Origin of the sequence: Sphingobacterium sp. WM (assembly GCF_029542465.1) — a bacterium.
In the GTDB taxonomy this organism is placed as follows: Bacteria; Bacteroidota; Bacteroidia; order Sphingobacteriales; family Sphingobacteriaceae; genus Sphingobacterium; species Sphingobacterium cellulitidis.
In genome coordinates, this window is record NZ_CP120709.1 from 3,482,911 (window position 1) to 3,505,711 (window position 22,801).

18 protein-coding genes and 1 riboswitch are annotated in these 22,801 nt (G+C 37.9%); of the genes, 10 read left to right on the top strand and 8 right to left on the bottom strand.

Translation table 11 applies throughout. From position 1 onward, the window contains the following. Positions 1 to 239: 239 nt before the first annotated feature. The 6 genes from PZ892_RS14890 to PZ892_RS14915 all read right to left on the bottom strand — a co-directional run bounded on the left by PZ892_RS14890 (position 240) and on the right by PZ892_RS14915 (position 7,266). Positions 240 to 1,886, bottom strand: coding sequence for a pyruvate dehydrogenase complex dihydrolipoamide acetyltransferase (locus tag PZ892_RS14890; RefSeq protein ID WP_094257912.1), 1,647 nt, complete (start codon positions 1,884 to 1,886; stop codon positions 240 to 242). A gap of 42 nt (positions 1,887 to 1,928) precedes the next feature. Continuing rightward, on the bottom strand, positions 1,929 to 2,924 hold the full coding sequence (gene pdhA / locus PZ892_RS14895; protein WP_094257913.1) for a pyruvate dehydrogenase (acetyl-transferring) E1 component subunit alpha: 996 nt from the start codon (positions 2,922 to 2,924) through the stop codon (positions 1,929 to 1,931). A gap of 200 nt (positions 2,925 to 3,124) precedes the next feature. Beyond that, positions 3,125 to 4,504 (bottom strand): histidine--tRNA ligase, encoded by a 1,380-nt coding sequence (gene hisS / locus PZ892_RS14900; protein WP_094257914.1) that lies wholly within the window; start codon positions 4,502 to 4,504, stop codon positions 3,125 to 3,127. Between the two features lie 426 nt (positions 4,505 to 4,930). After that, positions 4,931 to 5,668 (bottom strand): ribonuclease III, encoded by a 738-nt coding sequence (gene rnc / locus PZ892_RS14905; RefSeq protein WP_094257915.1) that lies wholly within the window; start codon positions 5,666 to 5,668, stop codon positions 4,931 to 4,933. Between the two features lie 80 nt (positions 5,669 to 5,748). Beyond that, positions 5,749 to 7,002: a beta-ketoacyl-ACP synthase II gene (gene fabF / locus PZ892_RS14910; RefSeq protein ID WP_094257916.1), complete on the bottom strand. Its 1,254-nt coding sequence runs from the start codon at positions 7,000 to 7,002 to the stop codon at positions 5,749 to 5,751. Between the two features lie 27 nt (positions 7,003 to 7,029). After that, positions 7,030 to 7,266, bottom strand: coding sequence for an acyl carrier protein (locus tag PZ892_RS14915; protein WP_079643602.1), 237 nt, complete (start codon positions 7,264 to 7,266; stop codon positions 7,030 to 7,032). Positions 7,267 to 7,531: 265 nt separating this feature from the next. Here PZ892_RS14915 and PZ892_RS14920 point away from each other — a divergent pair, with 265 nt between their 5' ends. Beyond that, positions 7,532 to 8,032 (top strand): IPExxxVDY family protein, encoded by a 501-nt coding sequence (locus tag PZ892_RS14920; protein ID WP_094257917.1) that lies wholly within the window; start codon positions 7,532 to 7,534, stop codon positions 8,030 to 8,032. Positions 8,033 to 8,143: 111 nt separating this feature from the next. Next, a complete protein-coding gene (pyk, locus tag PZ892_RS14925) occupies positions 8,144 to 9,577 on the top strand; it encodes a pyruvate kinase (RefSeq protein ID WP_094257918.1) in 1,434 nt (477 codons plus the stop codon). Positions 9,578 to 9,604: 27 nt separating this feature from the next. On the opposite strand, the gene PZ892_RS14930 is transcribed toward pyk, so the two are convergent. Next, complete coding sequence (locus PZ892_RS14930; RefSeq protein ID WP_094257919.1) at positions 9,605 to 10,021, bottom strand: hypothetical protein; 417 nt, start codon at positions 10,019 to 10,021, stop codon at positions 9,605 to 9,607. A gap of 126 nt (positions 10,022 to 10,147) precedes the next feature. On the opposite strand from PZ892_RS14930, the gene PZ892_RS14935 reads away from it, so the two are divergent. The 7 genes from PZ892_RS14935 (at position 10,148) to PZ892_RS14965 (ending at position 19,824) form a co-directional block, all read left to right on the top strand. After that, positions 10,148 to 12,019, top strand: coding sequence for a HAMP domain-containing sensor histidine kinase (locus tag PZ892_RS14935; RefSeq protein ID WP_094257920.1), 1,872 nt, complete (start codon positions 10,148 to 10,150; stop codon positions 12,017 to 12,019). Between the two features lie 15 nt (positions 12,020 to 12,034). Beyond that, entirely contained in the window at positions 12,035 to 12,724 is a 690-nt protein-coding gene (locus tag PZ892_RS14940) for a response regulator transcription factor (RefSeq protein WP_094257921.1), read from the top strand. A gap of 234 nt (positions 12,725 to 12,958) precedes the next feature. Next, positions 12,959 to 13,057: riboswitch (SAM riboswitch) on the top strand. Positions 13,058 to 13,128: 71 nt separating this feature from the next. Then, positions 13,129 to 15,438 (top strand): 5-methyltetrahydropteroyltriglutamate--homocysteine S-methyltransferase, encoded by a 2,310-nt coding sequence (gene metE / locus PZ892_RS14945; RefSeq protein ID WP_094257922.1) that lies wholly within the window; start codon positions 13,129 to 13,131, stop codon positions 15,436 to 15,438. A 167-nt stretch (positions 15,439 to 15,605) separates the two neighbouring features. Further along, positions 15,606 to 15,788 carry a hypothetical protein gene (locus tag PZ892_RS14950; RefSeq protein ID WP_094257923.1) on the top strand — a complete coding sequence of 61 codons (183 nt, stop codon included), beginning with the start codon at positions 15,606 to 15,608 and terminating at the stop codon, positions 15,786 to 15,788. 65 nt (positions 15,789 to 15,853) lie between these two features. After that, on the top strand, positions 15,854 to 16,378 hold the full coding sequence (locus tag PZ892_RS14955) for a DUF4833 domain-containing protein (RefSeq protein WP_094257924.1): 525 nt from the start codon (positions 15,854 to 15,856) through the stop codon (positions 16,376 to 16,378). A gap of 112 nt (positions 16,379 to 16,490) precedes the next feature. Continuing rightward, entirely contained in the window at positions 16,491 to 17,654 is a 1,164-nt protein-coding gene (locus PZ892_RS14960; protein ID WP_094257925.1) for an alpha-hydroxy acid oxidase, read from the top strand. Positions 17,655 to 17,805: 151 nt separating this feature from the next. Further along, positions 17,806 to 19,824, top strand: coding sequence for a hypothetical protein (locus PZ892_RS14965; RefSeq protein WP_094257926.1), 2,019 nt, complete (start codon positions 17,806 to 17,808; stop codon positions 19,822 to 19,824). Between the two features lie 126 nt (positions 19,825 to 19,950). On the opposite strand, the gene uvrB is transcribed toward PZ892_RS14965, so the two are convergent. Then, positions 19,951 to 21,984, bottom strand: coding sequence for an excinuclease ABC subunit UvrB (uvrB, locus tag PZ892_RS14970; RefSeq protein WP_094257927.1), 2,034 nt, complete (start codon positions 21,982 to 21,984; stop codon positions 19,951 to 19,953). Positions 21,985 to 22,101: 117 nt separating this feature from the next. On the opposite strand from uvrB, the gene upp reads away from it, so the two are divergent. Beyond that, on the top strand, positions 22,102 to 22,746 hold the full coding sequence (gene upp / locus PZ892_RS14975) for a uracil phosphoribosyltransferase (RefSeq protein WP_094257928.1): 645 nt from the start codon (positions 22,102 to 22,104) through the stop codon (positions 22,744 to 22,746). The last annotated feature ends 55 nt before the right edge of the window (positions 22,747 to 22,801 follow it).

Consider the following 22,801-nt stretch of genomic DNA (forward strand, 5'->3'; position numbering starts at 1 on the left):
AAATTACAATAAATATTAGCTTTCTTTTGATAAAACTATAGTTACAAATTAGCTATTCCGCATAATTCCCAAGAATATCTCGACATTTAGAAAACGGTTCAGAAATCCACTTATTGCGATTCAACAAAAATATTAAGATCTAAATCTTGAGGAAGCAAATAATCCATTCAATAGAAACTATATCAAACAACAAAAGCCAGCAATAATGCTGGCTTTTGGTATTTTATGGAATACTCAGATTATGCTAATAAGCGAATCGGAGCTTCGATTAATCCTTTTAATGTTTGTAAGAATTGAGCACCAGTAGCACCATCCACCACACGGTGGTCACAACCTAGGGTTAATTTCATGATGTTTCCAGGAACAACTGCTCCATTTTTCACAACAGGAACTTGTTGGATAGCACCAACTGACAAGATCGCTCCATCAGGTGAGTTGATAATAGATGTAAATTCATCAATACCAAACATACCCAAGTTAGAAACAGTGAAAGTTGATCCTTCCCAATCAGAAGGTTGTAATTTCTTAGCTTTAGCTTTTTGAGCGAAATCTTTAACCTCCGCAGAGATGTGTGATAAAGATTTACCATCAGCAAAACGAACAACCGGAACTAGTAAACCATCTTCAACAGCCATTGCAACACCGATATTTGTATGTTCATTATAACGGATTTTGTCGCCTAACCAAGAAGAGTTTACATTAGGATGTTGTTTCAAAGCAACAGCTACAGCTTTCACAACGATATCGTTGAAAGAAACTTTAACTGGAGCTACCTCATTGATTTGAGCACGAGCAGCCATTGCATTGTCCATATCTACACTGATTGTCAAGTAGAAATGTGGTGCAGTGAATAATGACTCAGACAATCTACGAGCGATCGTCTTACGCATTTGGTTCACCGGTTTTTCAGTGAAACGCTCTTCACCAACAAATTGAGGTAAACTGATTGTTTTCGCTTCAGACGCTGCCGCAGGTGCAGAAGCCGCTGCTGCTGCAGGAGCTGCAGACGGAGTGAAGTTTTCAACGTCTTTTCTTACGATACGACCATTTTCTGCTGAACCTTTCACTTGGCTTAAATCAATACCTTTTTCTTTAGCAATTTTCTTTGCCAAAGGAGAAGCTTTGATTCTAGCGTCGCTAGAAGTTGATGCAGCAACTGGAGCATCAGATTTACTTTCCTGAACCGCTGGTTTTTCTTCTTCTTTTTTAGATTCAGCTTTTGCAGCAGCAGGTTTTTGATTTAATAGAGGTGTAACATCTGTTCCTGCAGGGCCAACGATCGCAATAATATCATTAACTTTTGCAGCTTGACCAGCTTCAACACCTACATATAATAAAGTACCATCAGCATAAGCTGTCACTTCCATAGTCGCTTTATCAGTTTCTACATCCGCAATAGCATCATCCGATTTGATGGTATCTCCAACTTTAAAATTCCATTGTGCAATCACCCCTTCAGTCATTGTATCAGACAATAAAGGCATGGTAATCACTGTAACGCCAAGATCTTCAGCAGTTACATTACTTCCTGAATCCGCTGCAGGAGCTTCTTCAGTAGATTTTTCAGCTTTTTCTTCAGTTTTAGTTTCTTTCTTATCCTCCGAAGAGCCAGCTGCATCACCTTTCAATAATGCTTCGTAATCTTCGCCTTCTTCACCCAACACCGCGATTACTGAATCAATTGGAACTGCTTCGCCTTCTTTCGGTCCAATATATAACAATGTACCTTCTTGATAAGATTCAAAGTCCATTGTAGCTTTATCAGTTTCAACCTCTGCAATAAGGTCTCCTGAATTTACTTTATCACCAACTTTTTTGTGCCATTTAGCGATCACACCTTCAGTCATGGTGTCGCTCATTTTTGGCATTTTTACTACTTCAGCCATCGTTTAGGATTCTTCTATTTAAGTTAAAGTAATTATCATTAATTAATCCATGACAAAAGGATAGTCCTCTTGAACATAAACATCTTTGTAGATATCCGCGGCATCAGGGTATGGAGACTCTTCAGCAAATTTCACTGAATCATCAACGATTTTCTTAACCTTCGCTTCTACTTCATCAAACCAAGCTTGATCTGCATATTTATTTTCAACAATAGCGTGTTTCACAGCGATTATTGGATCTCTTTCTTTGTACTCTTCCAATTCCTCTTTTGTACGGTATTTTGCAGGATCGGACATGGAGTGACCTTTATAACGGTAAGTACGAATTTCTAAGAAAGTAGGACCTTCACCAGCACGAGCACGTTGTACCGCCTCATCCATTGCATTGTGAACAGCAACAACATCCATTCCATCTACAGGTGCACTTGGCATATCAAATCCAAGACCCATTTTATAGATATCTTGCATGTTAGTCGTACGTTTTACAGAAGTACCCATTGCATAGCCGTTGTTTTCACAAACAAAGATTACCGGTAATTTCCATAACATCGCCATATTCAAAGTTTCATTGAAAGCACCTTGACGTACAGCACCGTCACCCATGTAACAGATATTTACATTATCTGTTCCCAAATATTTCTCAGCAAAAGCAATACCAGCACCTAAAGGAATTTGACCTCCTACGATACCGTGACCACCCATGAACTTATGCTCTTTGGAAAAGAAGTGCATAGAGCCTCCTTTACCTTTTGAACAACCCGTAACTTTACCAAATAATTCTGCCATACAAGCATCCGCCGATACCCCTTTTGCTAATGCATGGGCGTGATCACGGTAGGCTGTAATCAAAGAATCTTCAGGTTTAATCACAGACATTGTACCAGCAACTACGGCCTCTTGTCCAATGTATAAGTGACAAAATCCACGAATTTTTTGCTGTCCATAAAGCTGTCCAGATTTCTCTTCAAATTTGCGCATGAGCAGCATGGATTCATACCACTCTAGGTAGGTTTCTTTTGTTATAGGTGTTGAACTCATTTCTAAGTATTGAATTTCTTTACTAAACTGACCACAAATTTAATCAATTTTAACGAGATTTCGGATAATTTTTAGCTTACATTTCTCGGTTTTATATGGTTTATGTAAAATTATCGTCGCTCAATTCCCTTCTTATCCTTTCCCTTGCTCCTTTAAAATCTGTCCCAATAAAAAAAAGCGACCTAAAAAGGTCGCTTTACTTATTTCAATTTTTCGATTAATTCATCCATGTTCAATTTTTCCTGCTCCCCAGTCTCCATGTTCTTCAAGGATAATTGTCCAGAACTCACTTCCTCATCCCCAACCAAAAGAACATAAGGTATTGCTTTGGAGTCAGCATAACTCATTTGTTTTTTGAGCTTAACCGCCGAAGGATACAATTCGACAGCAACCCCGGCCTCACGCAATCTATACATCAATGGCAAAGTGAAATCCTCAATCGCAGAATCAAAGTTGACAATCAGTAATTTTGTTCTTTCTGAACCTCCTTGTGGGAATAGATTCAACTCCTCCAAGACATCATAGATACGATCTGCTCCAAATGAAACCCCCACACCTGTCAGGTCCTTCAACCCAAACATTCCTGTCAGGTCATCATAGCGACCACCACCACCAATACTTCCCATCTGAACCTCATTGGTCTTCACCTCAAAAATACATCCTGTATAATAATTCAAACCTCTCGCTAAAGTGATATCTACTTCAACCACTTTTTCTAATAGGTCCGCACGACCGAACTTTTCAACGTAAGCAAAAACTTCTTCAATCTCTGCAATCCCTTGCATCCCAACTGTAGAATCTGAAAGGACTGTTTTCATGGATGCTATTTTATCCAAATTAGAACCCTGAAGCTCGATGATTGGTTTTAGGGTTGCTAAATCAGCCTCCGTAAAACCTCTTTCCAACAATTCCTTATTGACTCCATCCAAACCAATTTTGTCAAGCTTATCAATAGCAACTGTCATATCCACGATCAACTCTGGCTTACCCACAACTTCCGCAATTCCTGATAAGATTTTTCTATTGTTCAGTTTGATATTAAAATCCTTCAATCCTAATTTCAGCAAGGCTTCATTGTAGATCAGAATAAACTCAGCTTCATTCAATAATGAGCTTGAACCTACCACGTCTACATCACATTGGTAAAATTCTCTATATCTTCCTCGCTGAGGACGGTCAGCTCGCCATACTGGCTGAATCTGAAATCTCTTAAAAGGTAGGGCTATATCATTTTGATGCATCACCACATAGCGCGCAAATGGAACTGTCAAATCATAACGCAATGCTTTCTCTGAAATATGAGAAATTAAGGGATTCGAGCTTTTGCTTTCCAACAAATCTGCTGGAGCCTTGCTCAAATAATCTCCGGAGTTTAAGATTTTGAAAATTAATTTATCACCTTCATCACCATATTTTCCAGTTAAGGTTGAAAGGTTTTCAAATGAAGGGGTTTGGATCTCGGCATATCCAAATTTTCTGAAAATAGATTTTAACGTATTAAAAATAAAATTACGCTTATCCATTTCCAATGGAGAAAAATCACGAGTACCCTTAGCTAATGATGGTTTTATTGATGCCATAGCCGCAAAGATAGGGATTAGATGTGAGAAGTGAGATGTGAGATTTGAGATAGAAAACGGAAAAGTATAGGTGTGAAGAAATGGCCTAGATTTGATGTGAGAAGTGAGATGTGGGATATTAGAAATAGATGTGAGATGTGGGATGTGAGAATTGAGATAGAAAACGGAAAAGTATAGGTGTAAAGAAATGGGCTAGATTAGATGTGAGATGTGGGATATTAGAAATAGATGTGACAATTGAGATAGAAAACGGAAAAGTAAAGGTGTGTGGAAATGGGAGAAATTTGCTGTGATATTGGGATGTGAATTTTGAAATTTTAGAAATAAGAATTGAGGAATTGGAATGAAAAATATGATTAATAATCATGCTTTTGAGACTAAATTTCTCAAATCTCATATCTCATATCCCAAATCTACTCTTCAAATCTACTCTTCAAATATCTTCAAGAATTCGCAGGCTCTTTCTGCAGCTATTTTTTCCGCGCTTTTCTTATTGAAATCGCGACCTAAGCCACATTCTTCACCATCGACCACGGCAACTACAGAAAACATTTTGTTGGACTCCCCTTCTGGGTTATCAACCTGAACAAAACTAATTTCTTTGTTGTTGTGCTGGCACCATTCGATCAAGCGGCTCTTAAAGTTTGTTTCTGTTACTTCAAGGGTTTGAATATCGACATGGGGTTTAATAATTCGGGAAAGAAGAAACTCTCGGGTGAAGGTATATCCCTTATCCAGATAGACCGCTCCAACCAAAGCTTCAAAGGCATCTCCGAGTAGAGAACCTTGTTTGTTGGGATAACTGATCATTCGAGCATCGAACTCAATCATCTCATTAAATCCAAGCTTACGGGAAAGCTGGTTCAAGTTGGCACGAGATACGATTTTAGATCGCATTTCGGTCAAGAAGCCTTCATCCTTGTAGGGATAAAGTTTAAAAAGTAATTCAGCGACCACCGACCCCAATACTGCATCGCCCAGAAATTCCAATCGTTCATTGCTATTTTTGACCCCATCTTTGATGAGGACAGCTACGGACTTATGGCGGAATGCCATTTGGTAAAGGCGTACATTGCCAGGTACGAAACCAAGCAAGTTCTTTAGTTTCCGAACGTAATTGCGATTAGGGGACAGATAAAGATTATAAACCTGTGTGATGGGCATAATTACTTTAAATAACAATAGGTAGTTGGAAAATGCAACTACCTATTCTAAATGTTTAGCATGGAAAAAATGAATACATCTTAACCATTATACTTTTTCACAATAATTGTTGCGTTGTGACCTCCGAACCCGAAAGTATTACTCAAAGCAGCGTTTACAACCCTTTTTTGTGCAGTATTGAACGTAAAGTTCAATTTGCTATCAATTTCAGGGTCATCAGTGAAATGATTGATCGTTGGAGGAACAATATCATTTTTAACTGCCAAAATAGAGGCAATAGCTTCTACAGCACCAGCAGCACCTAGCAGGTGACCAGTCATGGATTTTGTAGAACTGATATTTAAATTATAAGCGTGTTCACCAAAAAGGTCAACGATAGCTTTTGTTTCACTCACATCTCCTACAGGCGTTGAAGTTCCATGAACATTGATATAATCAATATCGGAGAAATCCATTCCGGCATCTTTGATCGCCATAGTCATGGCTAACTTAGCGCCTAATCCTTCAGGATGGGATGCAGTAATATGATACGCATCAGCACTCATTCCACCACCGACAACTTCCGCGTAAATTTTTGCTCCGCGCGCTAAGGCATGTTCCAAGCTTTCCAACACGATGGCACCAGAACCTTCACCAGATACAAATCCATCCCGATCTTTATCGAATGGTCTTGAGGCTGTTTTAGGGTCATCGTTACGCGTTGAAAGGGCATGCATTGCATTAAATCCACCGATTCCAGCTTCATTGATTGTTGCTTCAGAGCCACCAGTAATAATAATGTCGGACCTTCCCGTACGGATATACGTAAAGGCATCGATCATTGCGTTGGTAGCCGATGCACAAGCAGAAACAGAAGAAAAGTTAGGACCTTGCAAGCCATGGCGCATAGAAATATGTCCAGGTGCTAAGTCGATAAGCATTTTAGGAATAAAGAAAGGATTGAACCTAGGAGTACCATCTCCTTTAGAGTATTGAGCAACTTCCTCAGTGAAAGTTGTTAATCCTCCAATTCCAGACCCCCAAATTACACCGATTCGCGTTCTGTCTAATTTATCGAAATCTAAACCTGCGTCTTTTACGGCTTCATCGGTAGATGCTATGGCGTATTGCACAAAAGGATCCATCTTACGGGCCTCTTTACGGTCCATATAGACGTGCGGATCAAAACCTTTGACTTCACAGGCGAACTGTGTCTTGAATTTTGACGCATCAAAATGCGTGATAGGAGCGGCTCCACTTACACCATTTACTAATCCCTCCCAGTATTCTGATACGGAATTACCAATAGGTGTAAGTGCGCCTAATCCTGTTACAACTACTCTCTTAAGCTCCATTTATGATTTTTGGCCTAATAAAATTAGTTAGTTAACGTTTTTTTCTAAGTAAGCGATTGCTTGTCCTACAGTACTGATGTTTTCAGCTTGGTCATCAGGAATTGCAACGTTGAATTCTTTCTCGAATTCCATGATCAACTCAACTGTATCAAGTGAGTCTGCACCTAAATCATTCGTGAAAGAAGCCTCTGGTGTCACTTCATTTTCGTCTACACCTAACTTTTCTACGATAATTGCTTTTACTCTTGATGCGATATCTGACATGATTTTCTAGTTTAATTGTTTAATAAATCTGTGCAAAGAAAAAATAAATATTCCCAAAAATCAAATCTTTTTGACTTTTGAAACTAAATAAAGAACAAAGTTATCCTAAATAAAGTTTTAACACCTTATTAATTAACCTTAATTCAATAATACTAAAACAAATAAAGTTTTACAAACTTAATGCATATTTAATGATATTTTTACTTAATCATCAAACTTAAATGAACCAAAAACGTAATTTTGTAAATCATCAAATAAAATTGGCTTGAGCAAAATAACCTTTAAACTCGAAACTGACTTTGACCTTGAACTGGATTTTATCCTTATTGGCATCAGTTCTGTCCTGCGAGATTATCGACTTTGCCATTTCATCAACAAACATACCGGCTTGCAATTCGTTTATGGGAAAGAAGATTATTTGGACCATAATGGAAATAGTAAAGAAAAACCCAAGGATGAATTGGACTATCACATCATATTTGAATCAAAAAAAAATAAACCCGTCCTTCGGAATCACTTTAATATTTTCAGGTACCATAATCAAACTTTCGAGTTTGAATTTTATTTATTGAGCAATCGGTCGGTGGAAGGCGCAGCCCTAATCCCTGAAATTAGTAGTTTTGATTACTTCCTGATGATCAAACATTATATCGATGAGGAAGATCTGGACGCATTATTAGAAAACATCAAGTCTATTCCTGAAGTACTCTTGGTAAAAGAAATAGACCCAACAATATTGAAATCTAAAGAAAATCTGATATTTTAGCGGATTATTAAGATAGTGTAACTAATACACATAAACCTAATCGACTGCTTTAAGGGGAGAATAAAGCAGAAAATGACTTAAAAAAGAATATAAATTTAAAATTTAATTTAAATGGATAAACTAAAAAAGCGGACCAAAATTGTTGCCACATTAGGTCCGGCTTCTTCAAAAAAAGATGTTTTAACCCGTATGATTGCTAAAGGAGTTGACGTTTGTCGCCTTAACTTCTCACACGGTTCTCAGGAAGATCACCTAAAAGTGATCAACACTATCAACGAAATCAACCAAGAACACCCTTTCAACGTAGGTATTTTAGCTGACTTACAAGGTCCGAAAATTCGTATCGGAAAAATGAAAGAAGGTGGTGCCATTCTTGTAAATGGAAGTACTGTAGAGATGACTACGCACGAATTAATTGGTGACGAAAAGAAAATCTACATCACATATGACAACTTTCCGAATGACGTAAAAGAAGATGAAATCATCTTATTGGATGACGGTAAACTTCAATTGCGCGTTTTATCAACAAACCACTTAGACACAGTTACTTGTGAAGTTGTTCATGGTGGTATTTTAACCTCTAGAAAAGGAGTTAATCTTCCAAACACCAAAGTTTCAATTCCTTCATTAACGGAAGAAGATTTAGATAATTTAAACTTTGCTCTTGACCATGGTGCTGACTGGATCGCGATGTCATTCGTACGTTCAGCAGAAGACATCAAGCAATGTAAAGAAATCATCAAGCAAAAAGGTTCTCACGCAAAAGTGATTGCAAAAATCGAGAAGCCTGAAGCGATTGATAATATCGACAGCATTATTGAAGCAACAGACGCGATCATGGTTGCTCGTGGTGACCTAGGTGTTGAACTTCCTATGGAAGAAGTACCAGGCCTTCAAAAGATTATTGCTCAAAAATGTCGTAACCTATCAAAACCAGTAATTATTGCTACCCAAATGTTGGAAAGTATGATTACTACTCCACGTCCAACACGTGCAGAGGTTAATGACGTTGCGAACTCGGTAATTGATGGTGCGGATGCTGTGATGTTAAGTGGCGAAACTTCAGTTGGTGAATTCCCTGAGATCGTTATCGAAACAATGGCAAAAGTTATTACTCATGTTGAAGCGACTTCTTATCCATACTATAGTGACAAAGAACAATTAGGAACAGTACCTGTAACCCGAATTCCAGATGCTATTTGTAGTTCTTCTATTTTCTTGGCTGAAAAAACTCATGCATCTGCAATCGCAGTAATGACTTCTTCAGGATATACTGCCATGGAAATTTCTAGTTACCGTCCGGATGCAGATATCTATGTTTTCACTGGTAATAAAACTTTATTGCGTACGCTTAGCTTATGCTGGGGTGTGAAAGCATTTATCTACGAAAAATACGAATCTACAGATGGTACAATCCAAGATGTAAACGGCTTATTAAGAGAGCGTCACTTGGTTGAACCAGGTCAGATTGTTATCAACACCTCTTCTACCCCATTACATGAAAAAGGTAGAACAAATACAATCCGTGTTTCAGAAGTAAGATAATTACGAAATAAAACAAGAAAGCCTCATTTAACATGAGGCTTTCTTGTTTATATATTTTTGAAACAACTTCTGAATAAGGGAGTTTAAAACGTCTTTGGACTCAAACTTATCCTTTTGGGAATTATTGCCCAGTTTTTTGGTTCCTGGCATCATTACACTCTCCGAGCCAGTCAATTTCTTTTCTAGAATTACACTGTCATCCATAGCCCCTTGATTTGGTGTTTGCTGCAGATTTAATTTCTTTCCTTTGTATGCATTTGGGATCTCTATGGTAGAACTTAGAGAATCAAATAATGGTATTTTGAAAGCCTTTAAACTATCCTGCTTGGATTTATCCAACTTGAGTTCCAATGGTTTCATTTTTTGAAAATTTTGATTATTTTGAGCAGAAGAAGGAAGTACCCAAATCAAAAGCAGCATGGAAATTAGGATGAAATTTTTCATAATCAGTATCTTAAGTCATAATTCTATAACAAAACAAATCCATTTCTGCTAAAAAAGCTAAAATTTCGCTGTTAAAATGTGTTAAATGAGAAAATTAGCTGTTTTCCCTTATTACTTTTGTAACAAATGAAGAAAAGAAGTATTGCATTGATTATTTGGCTGATGTCCATTGCGCTTATAGGTGTAATGGCTATGCAATATTATTTTGTGCGGGAGTCCTTTATCAAGGAGTCAAAATTATTCGATGAGGAGGTTAAAGCCTCCCTATCAGCAGTAGCCAACAAAATCGAACGCCAAGAGATCTATGATTTTGCTAGGGAACAAGAACGTCTGAATCAGGAGAAGTTTAGAATTGATCAGGAAAGAATTCAGAAGAATGAAAAAATACTAGCGCTTCAGTTAAGTTATCAGGATAGTATCAAAACCTTGCAAAGAAGAGCTTTTGCACATACGACCCACTTCAATTATCTAGAGCGTCAATTAAATCAGCAATTCCCAGCTGTCCCCATTAGTAATGAGTTCTACGAGACCTATTTACGAAGGAAAGATTATAAACATTTAGTCAGAATCACTCTAGAACAGGGGCTTACATCTGATAACACCATTGGTGAATTCACGAATGTTGAGGCCATAAAAGTTATTCCAAGGGTGGCTCAGAAGGATGATAGTACTCGGTATTTAATTCCAGTATTTTCACCTCCAGCTACGGAAGCCATTGCCTATCAAATCCGAACATTACCTCCAAGAATTGACTCGAGATCCATTGGGAAAATTGAGGAATTGGAGATCAAACTAAATAATTTAAGAAATCAGAAGTTAACAGAAGCTGCTACCCTATACGATACGATTGCTATTTTAGGTGGCAAAAAAAGCTCTGTCATTGCTGATGTGGCCATGGGTATGGAATTATCCAAAAGACCCTTGGCAGAACGTATCAATGGAAAAAAGACGGTGAAATTATTGATTCATGAGCTTTCTGAGCGCGGGATAAAATCATCCTTCGTCATGGAAATCAAGGATTTCAATAAGATGCCGGTATTTCAGGGGGTGTATCAATTCAATAACGAAGAGTTAAAGGAGGTTAGCAACCCATTGATCTATACAGCAAGATTATTCCAAGGAGACCGAGGCAATGCGCCGGGTGAATTAAGTATTCACTTCCCAAATAAAGGCGGGATTATTGCGGAAACCATGGGATATTGGTTATTCCCGACCATCTTGGCCTTGCTTGCTCTATTGATTGGATGTTTCGCTTATACCCTGAGCATTATCTTCAAGCAAAAGAAGATTTCCGAAATGAAAACGGATTTCATCAACAATATGACGCATGAGTTTAAAACTCCGGTGGCTACTATTATGATCGCGAGTGAGTCCTTGCGGGATCCGGAAATTTCGGCTGATGGCAAAAGGGTAAATAAACTCGCAAATATCATTTATGATGAGAATGTCAGATTGGGTTCTCATATTGAAAGGGTTTTGAATATTGCGCGTTTAGAAAAGGAAAACTTGAAAATTGAACGCGTCAATGTTTATATCAACTCTCTGGCGAATGCCGTTTTGGAGAGTATGCGCCTGCAAATGGATAAGGCAGAAGGAACCTTGAATATCGACTTGGCTGCAGTTAATGACTTGGTGGTTGGAGATGAACTTCACCTATCCAATGTCATGTTTAATTTGGTTGATAACGCAATTAAATACTCTCAAGAAAAACCAGAAATCACTTTCAAGACTTTTAATAGAGGGAACAACATTGTAATCTCCGTTGCAGATAAAGGAATGGGGATGACCAAGGATCAACAAGAAAAGATTTTTGATCAATTTTATAGGATTCCTACGGGAAATATTCACAACGTAAAAGGCTTTGGACTAGGCCTAAGTTATGTCAATGATATCATCAAAAGACTAAACGGCAAAATATCAGTTAAAAGCGAAAAAGATAAAGGCACACAATTTGAAGTAACTCTTCCTTTGAAGGACGCCTCCAAGGAAGTAGCATAATAAATAAAAGAAATTATGAATCAAAAGATATTATTAGCAGAAGATGATCCTAATTTGGGCGAGTTATTAAAGGATTACCTAGAACTAAAGGGTAAATTCGATGTGGTATTATGTAAGGATGGTCAAGAAGGTATGGATGCCTTCAGAAAAGAGGAATTTGATCTTTGTATCCTAGACGTCATGATGCCCAAGAAAGACGGCTTTTCATTAGGAAAGGATATTCGAAAAATAAATCAAACAGTTCCTATCATCTACGCGACAGCAAAGGGAATGATGGAAGATAAAACCCAGGCATTTGAATTGGGAGGTGATGATTATATCACCAAACCCTTCCGTGTGGAGGAATTATTGCTACGAATAAATGCCTTGCTCAAAAGAGCATCGAAAGATAAAGAAGAAGAAGTTTCTGATAAATTTGAAATCGGTGATTACTTCTTCGATTATACAAGTCAGATTATTTCATTCAAGGGACAACAGCAAAAGCTTTCAACCAAAGAAGCCGAATTACTACGTCTTTTATGTTTGAAAAAGAACGATGTATTGACCCGAGAGGAAGCATTGATCAAGATCTGGCATGATGACAATTACTTTACCGGAAGAAGTATGGATGTTTTTTTAAGTAAGTTAAGAAAATATTTGAAGGAAGATCCGAATGTAGAGATTGTGAATGTCCATGGTAAAGGATATAAATTATTAGTGAGTTAATATCAGATTTTTGGGAAGAGTTCTTCTCAGAATGATTACAAAAATAAAATGAATAGGGACAAAATTAATTTTGTCCCTATTTTTTTGGTATTCCCTCTACACTATTGCTTTAGGCCAGATTATTATAGAATGGAGACATATTAAAATGGCTAATAATTTGTTTTTACTGGGGAGAAATCTCTGGTCACAAATCTTTTTTTTGCAAAATATAAATCTTATCCATAACTTAGCCACCGCTTATAGAGAAAGGCAGAGGGACTAGACCCGATGAAGCCTTAGCAACCTGTCCCTTGACAAGGTGCTACATTCTACCCCGATTGGGAAAGATAAGCTGGTTACAGGTACCTTAGTAGCCTTCTCTTAGCAAAGACTTTTTGAAACATTTTAATTTAGTAGAGATCTATATGCTATTAACAAACAATTTAGGCTACCCACGTGTGGGTGCATTCCGTGAACTGAAGAAAGCTAATGAAGCTTACTGGGCAAAGAAAATCAGCGCGGAAGAATTATTGCAGGCTGGACTGAAAATCCGTGAAAGCAATTGGAAGACTCAAAAGGATGCTGGTATCGAATTGATCCCATCAAATGATTTTTCTTTTTATGACCAAGTCCTTGACTTATCATTAACTGTTGGAGCAATTCCTGCTCGTTACAACTCCCTTTTAAACAAAATCGATCGCCAATATAACTTAGATTTATATTTCGCGATGGCACGTGGTTTCCAAGAAGATGGTGTTGATGTAACTGCTATGGAAATGACAAAGTGGTTTGATACCAACTACCACTATATCGTTCCTGAATTCGTAAAAGATCAAGAATTCAAACTTACTTCAGAGAAATTCTTAAGTGAATACAATGAAGCAAAACAATCAGGCATTGAAACAAAACCTGTTCTGATTGGTCCAATTTCTTACTTATTATTAGGTAAAGAAAAAGAAGCTGGTTTTAACCGCATCGATCTTATCGACAAATTACTTCCTGTATACGAAGAGATCCTTGGAAAACTTGCTGATGCTGGCGCACAATATGTACAAATCGATGAGCCTTTCTTGGCATTAGATATCGATGATGCTACAAAAGCACTTTACGGAAAAGTATTCGAAAAGTTAGCTGCAGCTGCTAAAGGCATCAAATTAATCGTTGCTACTTACTTCGAGGCATTAGGAAACAACGAAGATATCGCTGTAAACCTTCCTGTGCATGCGTTACACCTTGACTTAGTTCGTGGTGAAAACCAACTTGACACTATATTATCCAAAGTTCCTGCATCATTAACTCTTTCATTAGGAGTTGTTGAAGGCCGTAACATTTGGAAAAATGACTATGAAAACTCATTGAAAAAAATCAAACAAGCCGTTGATGCTTTAGGAAAAGACCGTGTTTGGGTTGCTCCTTCTTCATCATTATTGCATGTTCCATTTGATTTAGACAATGAAAACAATGAAGAATCTTTACCTGCTGAAGTGAAAAACTGGTTAGCATTCGCTAAACAAAAATTAGCTGAAGTAAAAGACTTAGCAGTATTAGCTGAGGGTGAAGTAGATGCGGAAACTCAAAAACGTTTTGAAGCAAACAAAGATGCTGCTGAAAGCCGTCGTACTTCTCCATTGATCCACAAACCAGAAGTAAAAAACAGAGTTAGCAACATCACTGATGAAGATGCTAAACGTACTTCTACTTTCAATGCTCGTAAAGAAGCTCAACAAGCTAAATTCAACCTTCCTGGATTTGCAACTACAACAATCGGTTCATTCCCACAAACGAAAGATGTTCGTAAATGGAGAGCTGACTTGAAAAAAGGTGCTATTTCTCAAGAGGAATACGATAAAGAAATCGCTGCTGAAACTGAAAGAACTATTCGTTTACAAGAAGATCTAGACATCGATGTATTAGTACATGGTGAGTTCGAACGTAATGACATGGTTGAGTATTTCGGTGAGCAATTAGCTGGATACGCATTCACGCAAAATGGATGGGTTCAATCATACGGTTCTCGTTGTGTAAAACCTCCAATTATTTTTGGTGATGTTTACCGTCCTGAAGACATGACTGTTCGTTGGTCTGCATATGCGCAATCATTGACTAACCGTCCTGTAAAAGGAATGTTGACAGGTCCAGTTACGATTTTACAATGGTCATTCGTACGTAACGACCAACCTCGTTCAACAACAACTTACCAAATTGCATTAGCAATCTTGGATGAAGTTCAAGCATTGGAAAAAGCAGGTATCAAAATCATCCAAATTGATGAGCCGGCAATTCGTGAGGGTCTTCCATTACGTAAAGCTGATCAGCAAGAATACTTGGATTGGGCAGTTCGTGCATTCCGTGTTTCTTCTTCAAATGTTGATGATGATACGCAGATCCACACACACATGTGTTACTCTGAATTCAACGATATTATCCAAGATATCGCAGCAATGGATGCCGATGTAATTACCATTGAGACTTCACGTTCTCAAATGGAATTATTAGATGCATTTGCTGACTTTAAATATCCTAACGATATCGGTCCTGGGGTATATGATATCCACTCTCCTCGTGTTCCTAGCACAGAAGAAATGGTTAACTTATTACGTAAAGCTAAAGCTGTAGTTCCTGCAGAGCAATTATGGGTAAACCCTGACTGTGGTTTGAAAACTCGTGCTTGGCCAGAAACTAAAGCAGCATTAGAATCAATGGTAGAAGCTGCCAAAATTTTAAGAGCTGAATAAGTATTATAAAATATAAACTACGAAGGCCGAGCTAAATTAGCTCGGCCTTCTCATTTTATCGAATCAACTCTTTCCAAAAAAGGGATAAAATCTGCAAAAATCTTATCTGGAGTTAGGATAAACCAAACTTTTATGACTTCTTATTGTTTAGTAAAATAAAAAGAACTATGAACAGATATATTGGATTTTTAGCACTCGCATTGACAACATCACTTTTTAGTAGTTGTTCATTGATAGAAGGGATTTTTAAAGCCGGAATGTGGTGGGGAATTATATTAGTTGTAGGGGCAGTCGTTTTGGTGATTTGGTTAATTTCAAAACTATTCGGAGGACGTGGAGGAACAAATTAATCCTTAACTTAAATTTCATTATCAATTAATGCGAATATCAGTAACTTCCCATCAAAATTACTAGGATGACCAAGTTCATTTTGATATTACTGATATTCGTTAGTACCCACATTGCTTTTGCCCAAGAAGGGTATCCAAAGCCAACCGACAAAACTGGCCTTTTATTCTACATTCAGCATAATCGCGGAAAAAACACCTTTATCTATGCATTAAACCGTTTGGAGAACAATAAACTGGATGAGGATAATCCTATTAAAGTTTACCGCCAAATATTTGATAAGAATGGGGAAATCAAGCCTCTATCGGTTATTCAAAAGAACTTTGCCTATGGTATTGAATCAATTCCTGTCAACAAGAATCGATATGAGGCATCCATAGTATCCCTACCTAGTCAAAAATTTTATCTCAATATTCCCAGTAAGGGCAATCCTTATGTGGAAACCACGGTTAATGGGGTTCAACTTAAAGTCAATCGAATCTTCATCCAACAAAGGGACGGGACTTCAGGCTTGAATACGAAGGTAGATTACATTCTTTTTTATGGCACATCGAAAAACGGTGCGGTTGTTCAAAAGCTGCTCATCGATTAATAACTAAAATTTTACTTTTCTAAGCGATAATTCCTTCAAAGGCATATAGCACAGGATGGGTTTTTCATTTTTTTAACCGTACTTTCGCCAACACAACCTAAATCTTAAAAAAATGAGTGTTAAGATAAAATATCCTTATAAATCAGGCTATCCATCAGTCGCAGATTTAAAACGCAAAGCAAAATGGCGAATTCCGAAGTTTGCTTTTGATTATCTGGAAGGTGGATGTAATGAAGAACTCAATTTGGCTAGAAACGAAAGTGATTTTGATGACATTCTTCTAAAACCTCAATACCTCCACGTTTCTGGAGAAATAGACATGTCTGTTGAACTTTTTGGAAAGCGATATTCTGCACCGTTTGGGATTTCACCAATCGGATTGCAAGGATTAATGTGGCCAAATGCACCAGAGATATTAGCTAAATCAGCTGCGAAAAACAATGTTCCTTATATCTTAAGTACAGTTTCGACCAGTAGTATTGAACGGATTGCTGAAGTTTCTGAAGGCGAAGCCTGGTTTCAATTGTATCACCCTACGGAAGACCGTCTGCGTGATGATATATTAAATCGATTAAAAGCTGTGGAATGCCCAGTATTGGTTGTCCTAGTGGATGTTCCATCCTTTGGACTACGTTATCGGGAAATCAAGAGTGGTCTTTCCATGCCGCCAAAGATGAATATCAGCAACATCCTACAGGCACTGGTATGTCCAGAATGGGGAATAAAAACATTGCAACATGGTATTCCTAATTTTGCAACCTTGAAGCCATATATGGAAAAAGGACTTGATCTTTCCCAACTAGGTCAATTTATGAATAAGACTTTCACCGGAAAAGTGAATATCCAAAAGGTAAAGGCCATCCGTGATATTTGGAAAGGACCTTTAGTTTTGAAAGGAATCACTACTCAGGAGGATATGGAAGCCGCAATATCCATTGGTGTCGATGGGATTATTGTTTCGAATCATGGCGGTAGACAGATTGATGCTGGCGAGTCATCCATTCATTCTTTGATTCGTTTGACTCAGAACAGCAGTTATGCTAGTAAATTAAAAATTATGTTGGATGGTGGTATTCGCTCAGGAGTTGATCTAGGAAGAGCCTACGCAGTTGGATCTGATTTTAACTTTATGGGTAGACCTTTTATGTATGGAGTGGGTGCATTAGGTGATGAAGGTGCTGATCATACCATTAATATGTTCAAAGCCCAATTATATCAAGTGATGCAACAACTAAGTATTGAAAACATCCATCAATTTCCTTCGAGGTTATTGTAATTCGATAAGTTATTAGAAATGAGGATTAAAGAGGTTTTTAATCCTCATTTTTTTATGTAATATTTTCATCGATGTCAATTTATTCTTGTAAATTGTTCCGAAATTCAGGAATTGACCTATTCTTAAATTTTGCTGTATCAACCTAATCATCATGTTATTCAAAAACCTAAATCAATTATGGCTCATTTGCCTATTTATCTTATCAAACCTTACTCTACACGCCCAAATCGCTGTAAAACTAAATGAACATCAGGAATTCAAATATGACTTGAAAAAAGGAAGTTTCTCCTTGTTTGAAGACAAACGTCCTGTTTTTGAGAACGCCATATCTGCTTATCAATTAAAGGGTGTCGATCAGCTATCCATTACATCCAAGAACGGAAGGGCACTAAAACAAAAATTCAAAGATTCTGCTGGAATAGGAATATGTTATTCCATCGAACATCCTGCAATAAATGGGACGAAGGCAATTCAAAACTTTTATTTTTATGAAGGCAGTTCCTTCATCGTCATGGAAGTGGTTTTAAAAGGCCGAAATATCAGCTCTAATTCAATTACTCCATTCCTCTTAAGCAATGGGTCATTTCTATCAAATAAAAGCCTTAGCTCTGTTTTTGTGCCTTTTGATAATGATACATTCATTTCTTATGAGCAGAAAGACCTTGATAGTAACCTTTATCAGAGTTCTGAGGTCGGAATATTATATGACAAACAAGATCAATCTGGATTTATCCTCGCTTCCATCGATCAATCAAACTGGAAGTCTGGTATCCTGGCCAAACAAGAGAATAAACAGACTGACCTTTCGTTAAAAAATGGATATACCAATGTGGGCATTACACGCGATTCTATGGAGCATGGTTATCTGTCGGGAAATGAAATCCGCTCATCCAAGGTATTAATCTCCTATCATAAAAATTGGCAAGAAGGTTTGGAGGAATACGCGAAGTTCCAAAGAAAGCTGAATCAACCCCATTTGAAAGCTTGGAATCAGGGAACTCCAGTGGGTTGGAATAGTTGGGGCGTCATTCAAACAAAATTATCCTGGGAAAATGCGACAAAAACAGTTGATTATTTCAAGAATAACATTCCAGAATTTAGAAACGAAAATGGCAAGGCTTATATTGATTTGGATTCTTTTTGGGACAATATGGTTCCAGGAGGTATGTCTGGTGATTACAGCAAGTTGAAAGAATTTGTAGCTTACTGTAAGGCGGCTGGATTAGAACCAGGGGTATATTGGGCGCCTTTTACTGATTGGGGGCATGGATCAGGTCCTGATCGTAAGGCAGAAGGTTCAGATTATACTTTTGGGGAGATGTGGACTAAAACCGCAGCCGGCTATCATGATTTAGATGGTGGGCGTGCATTGGACCCTACTCACCCGGGTACTCAGGCAAGGATGAAGTTTATTCTTGGAAAACTGAAAGAATGTGGATTCAAGATGATAAAAATTGATTTCCTTTCGCATGGAGCAATTGAATCTAGTAAGTTCTACAATCCAAATGTTAAAACCGGCATGCAAGCTTATGCTGTTGGCATGAAACTTCTCAATGATATCTTGGATAACCAAATGCTAATTTATGCGGCTATCTCCCCTTCCATCGCGACTTACAAATACAGCCATATGCGTAGAATTGCTTGTGATGCTTGGAAAACAATTGACCAAACAGCATACACTTTAAACTCAGTAACCTTTGGCTGGTGGCAAACTTATCTATACGATTACATCGACGCCGATCATTTGGTCTTTATTGGAGAATCCCACCCTACCAATTTGGCTAGGTTTTTATCTGGTGTGGTTGCTGGACCAATCATTTTAGGTGATGATTTTTCCATAAAAGAAGAATGGCACACTGAAATGGAACCAATCCTTCAAAACAAGGAGATATTAAAAGTTATTAAAAATGGGAAAAGCTTTCGCCCATTGCCGATTATGAAGGATAATAAGACCAGCAATGTGTATTTCAAGCAAGATGGGGATAACAGTTATTTGATAAGCTTTAATTTTAAAGAGGAGCCTAGCAGCTTTCAAATAGACCCTAAGAACTTAGAATTGAAAAGGTTTAGTAAAATGACCGATATGCTGAATAATCAAGAAAGTAATGTGGAAACAACTATCAATATAGAATTTGAAGGCATAGGCGCGAAAATATTCAAATTGGATTAATATTGGCCTTTAGACTCGTAGTGAAAGAGTATTAAATGTTGCGAATATGACTAATTGCCTAATCAATTTCATACTGGAGGATTTTGTATTTAGACCTACAAAAATCCCCCAGATTTAAACATATGCTTATTTTCCTCCGAATTTCTCTTCAAATGCTTTCTCTAAGGAGAACATTTCGTCACGCAATTTAGCAGCTTCCAAGAATTCCATTTCCTTAGCAGCTTTTTCCATGCGTTTTCTAACAGTCTCAATGGCTTTCTTCATTTCCTTCTCACTCATGTATTCGATTAAAGGATCAGCGGCTACAGATGCACCGGCCTCTGGTTCAATATAAGCCTTAGGTTCACCTTTGAAGTCAGCAACAGAGGTTTGTTCCAAAATCTCTTCTTTCGTTTTGCCTACGGTTCTTGGTGTAATACCATGTTCCAAATTATACGCAATTTGCTTATCTCTTCTTCGATTGGTTTCTTCGATGGTCACCCGCATACTATCTGTCATCTTATCGGCATACATGATCACCCGGCCTTTATCATTTCTTGCCGCACGACCGATGGTCTGGATCAAGGATCTCTCAGAGCGTAAGAATCCCTCCTTATCAGCGTCCAAGATAGCTACCAAAGTGACCTCTGGTAAATCCAATCCTTCCCTCAACAAGTTCACCCCTACCAAGACATCAAACTCCCCTAATCGCAAACCTCTAAGAATCTCCACCCGTTCTAAAGTTTTTACTTCTGAATGGATATATCTTACTTTAATATTCAGTCGGGTCATATATTTCGTTAGCTCTTCAGCCATACGTTTGGTTAATGTTGTCGCCAGGATTCTTCCTCCTTCTTTAATGGTTTTATCCACTTCTTCAAGGAAGTCATCCACCTGATTGATAGCTGGCTTAACTTCTACCACAGGATCCAATAAGCCTGTCGGACGAATAACCTGCTCAACAACAACACCTTCAGTTTGTTGCAATTCATAATCTCCAGGTGTTGCAGATACATAAATAGTTTGATTAGTCAGCGATTCAAACTCTGGGAAATTCAAAGGCCTATTATCCAATGCGGCAGGCAATCGGAAACCGTGTTCTACCAAGGAGATCTTTCTAGAACGGTCACCACCATACATCGCACGCAATTGTGGAATGGTCACGTGACTTTCATCGATAACCAACAGATAATCTTCTGGAAAGTAATCTAACAAACAGAAGGGACGCATTCCTGGATCTCGACCATCAAAGAATCTGGAGTAATTCTCAATTCCTGAACAATATCCCAATTCACGCATCATCTCCAGATCATAGTTTACCCTTTCTTCCAGGCGCTTTGCTTCCAACATCTTGCCTTCATCCTCCAATTGCACCTTTCTGGCCATTAATTCATCCTGAATAGACCAAATCGATTGAGTAAACTTATCTTTCGGTGTAACGAATAGATTGGCAGGAAATAAAGCAAGGGTTTCATGCTTTTCTAGGGTCCTTCCAGATACAGGATCAATCTCACTCAATTCATCAATTTCATCTCCAAAGAAAGAAACCCGATAAGCAACATCCAAATATGCAGGATAAACATCAATGGTATCCCCTTTCACCCGGAAAGTACCACGCTTAAATTCAGCGGTGGTTCGTGCATATAAAATCTCAACAAGCTTATGTAAAAAAGCATTCCTACTGATGGTAGTCCCTACTCCAAAACGAAAAATAGATCTAGAAAAATCTTCTGGATTTCCCATTCCATAAATACAGGATACTGAAGAAACAACAATTACATCCCTTCTACCCGACATCAATGAAGAGGTAGTTGCCAGACGCAACTTTTCAATTTCTTCGTTGATGGCCAAATCCTTCTCGATATAAGTATTGGTATGAGCGATAAAAGCTTCGGGTTGGTAGTAATCGTAATAGGATACAAAATAATTCACCGCATTATTTGGGAAAAACTGTTTGAATTCTCCATATAATTGGGCAGCCAAGGTTTTATTATGACTTAGAATAAGCGTAGGTTTTTGCGTTTCCTGAATAACATTCGCAACGGTAAATGTCTTTCCGGACCCTGTTACCCCTAATAAAGTTTGATAGGTTTCACCTTGATCAACGCCGGCTACCAATTGTTCGATTGCTCCCGGTTGATCACCTGTGGGTTTATATTCTGATGTTAACTGAAATTTCATAGATTGCCTTTCGTTAACCTAAGTTATCAAATTTTATTCCCTTTCTAGATATCTGAGCTACAAACAAAAGAATCCAAAAAATTATTATTATTTTGGTAGTTAACAAGACTTTTTGTCATGGTCACAATTCTAACGAAGCAAAACAGCATTGCAAACCATTTCTTAGCGGAACTAAGGGATGTTGGGGTTCAAACAGATAGAATGCGATTCAGGAGAAATCTGGAACGCCTGGGCGAGATTATGGCCTATGAAATATCTAAAACTTTCGAATATAAATATTCCGAGGTAGACACCCCTCTTGGTGTTGCCAACACGCATTTGATGAGCAATCAACCTGTTATTGCCACCATAATTCGTGCGGGCTTACCTTTTCATCAAGGCTTTTTGAATTATTTTGATTCAGCTGATAGCGCCTTTATTGCGGCATTCAGACATACCAAAAAGAGTGGGGAGTTTGAAATCCATAAGAAGTATCAAAACACGCCAAACTTAGATGGCAAAATCGTGATAATGGCTGATCCTATGTTAGCGACAGGACGTAGTTTGGTGCTTTGCTGCAAGGATTTATTGAGCGATTATGATATCAAGGAGTTGCATATTGCAACAGTGATAGCTTCCGAGGAAGGCTTGCAACATGTACGTGCATTTCTTCCTGAAGTACAAATTTGGGTCGGTGCTGTAGATAATGAATTGACCAGTAAATCCTACATTGTTCCTGGCTTAGGTGATGCCGGAGACCTTGCATTTGGAAATAAAGAATAGGTTAAAAGAATAAAAAGAAACAAATACTTAGCAATTACTTAATATATAACACAAA

What these genes read in the sequence shown, in the direction of transcription:
- PZ892_RS14965 (WP_094257926.1), top strand. Translation starts at nt 17,806, where the DNA reads ATGTTATTCAAAAACCTAAATCAATTATGGCTCATTTGCCTATTTATC.
- PZ892_RS14915 (WP_079643602.1), bottom strand. Translation starts at nt 7,266, where the DNA reads ATGTCAGATATCGCATCAAGAGTAAAAGCAATTATCGTAGAAAAGTTA.
- PZ892_RS14940 (WP_094257921.1), top strand. Translation starts at nt 12,035, where the DNA reads ATGAATCAAAAGATATTATTAGCAGAAGATGATCCTAATTTGGGCGAG.
- upp (WP_094257928.1), top strand. Translation starts at nt 22,102, where the DNA reads ATGGTCACAATTCTAACGAAGCAAAACAGCATTGCAAACCATTTCTTA.
- PZ892_RS14890 (WP_094257912.1), bottom strand. Translation starts at nt 1,886, where the DNA reads ATGGCTGAAGTAGTAAAAATGCCAAAAATGAGCGACACCATGACTGAA.
- fabF (WP_094257916.1), bottom strand. Translation starts at nt 7,002, where the DNA reads ATGGAGCTTAAGAGAGTAGTTGTAACAGGATTAGGCGCACTTACACCT.
- rnc (WP_094257915.1), bottom strand. Translation starts at nt 5,668, where the DNA reads ATGCCCATCACACAGGTTTATAATCTTTATCTGTCCCCTAATCGCAAT.
- PZ892_RS14960 (WP_094257925.1), top strand. Translation starts at nt 16,491, where the DNA reads ATGAGTGTTAAGATAAAATATCCTTATAAATCAGGCTATCCATCAGTC.
- PZ892_RS14930 (WP_094257919.1), bottom strand. Translation starts at nt 10,021, where the DNA reads ATGAAAAATTTCATCCTAATTTCCATGCTGCTTTTGATTTGGGTACTT.
- pdhA (WP_094257913.1), bottom strand. Translation starts at nt 2,924, where the DNA reads ATGAGTTCAACACCTATAACAAAAGAAACCTACCTAGAGTGGTATGAA.
- metE (WP_094257922.1), top strand. Translation starts at nt 13,129, where the DNA reads ATGCTATTAACAAACAATTTAGGCTACCCACGTGTGGGTGCATTCCGT.
- PZ892_RS14950 (WP_094257923.1), top strand. Translation starts at nt 15,606, where the DNA reads ATGAACAGATATATTGGATTTTTAGCACTCGCATTGACAACATCACTT.
- PZ892_RS14935 (WP_094257920.1), top strand. Translation starts at nt 10,148, where the DNA reads ATGAAGAAAAGAAGTATTGCATTGATTATTTGGCTGATGTCCATTGCG.
- hisS (WP_094257914.1), bottom strand. Translation starts at nt 4,504, where the DNA reads ATGGCATCAATAAAACCATCATTAGCTAAGGGTACTCGTGATTTTTCT.
- PZ892_RS14955 (WP_094257924.1), top strand. Translation starts at nt 15,854, where the DNA reads ATGACCAAGTTCATTTTGATATTACTGATATTCGTTAGTACCCACATT.
- pyk (WP_094257918.1), top strand. Translation starts at nt 8,144, where the DNA reads ATGGATAAACTAAAAAAGCGGACCAAAATTGTTGCCACATTAGGTCCG.
- uvrB (WP_094257927.1), bottom strand. Translation starts at nt 21,984, where the DNA reads ATGAAATTTCAGTTAACATCAGAATATAAACCCACAGGTGATCAACCG.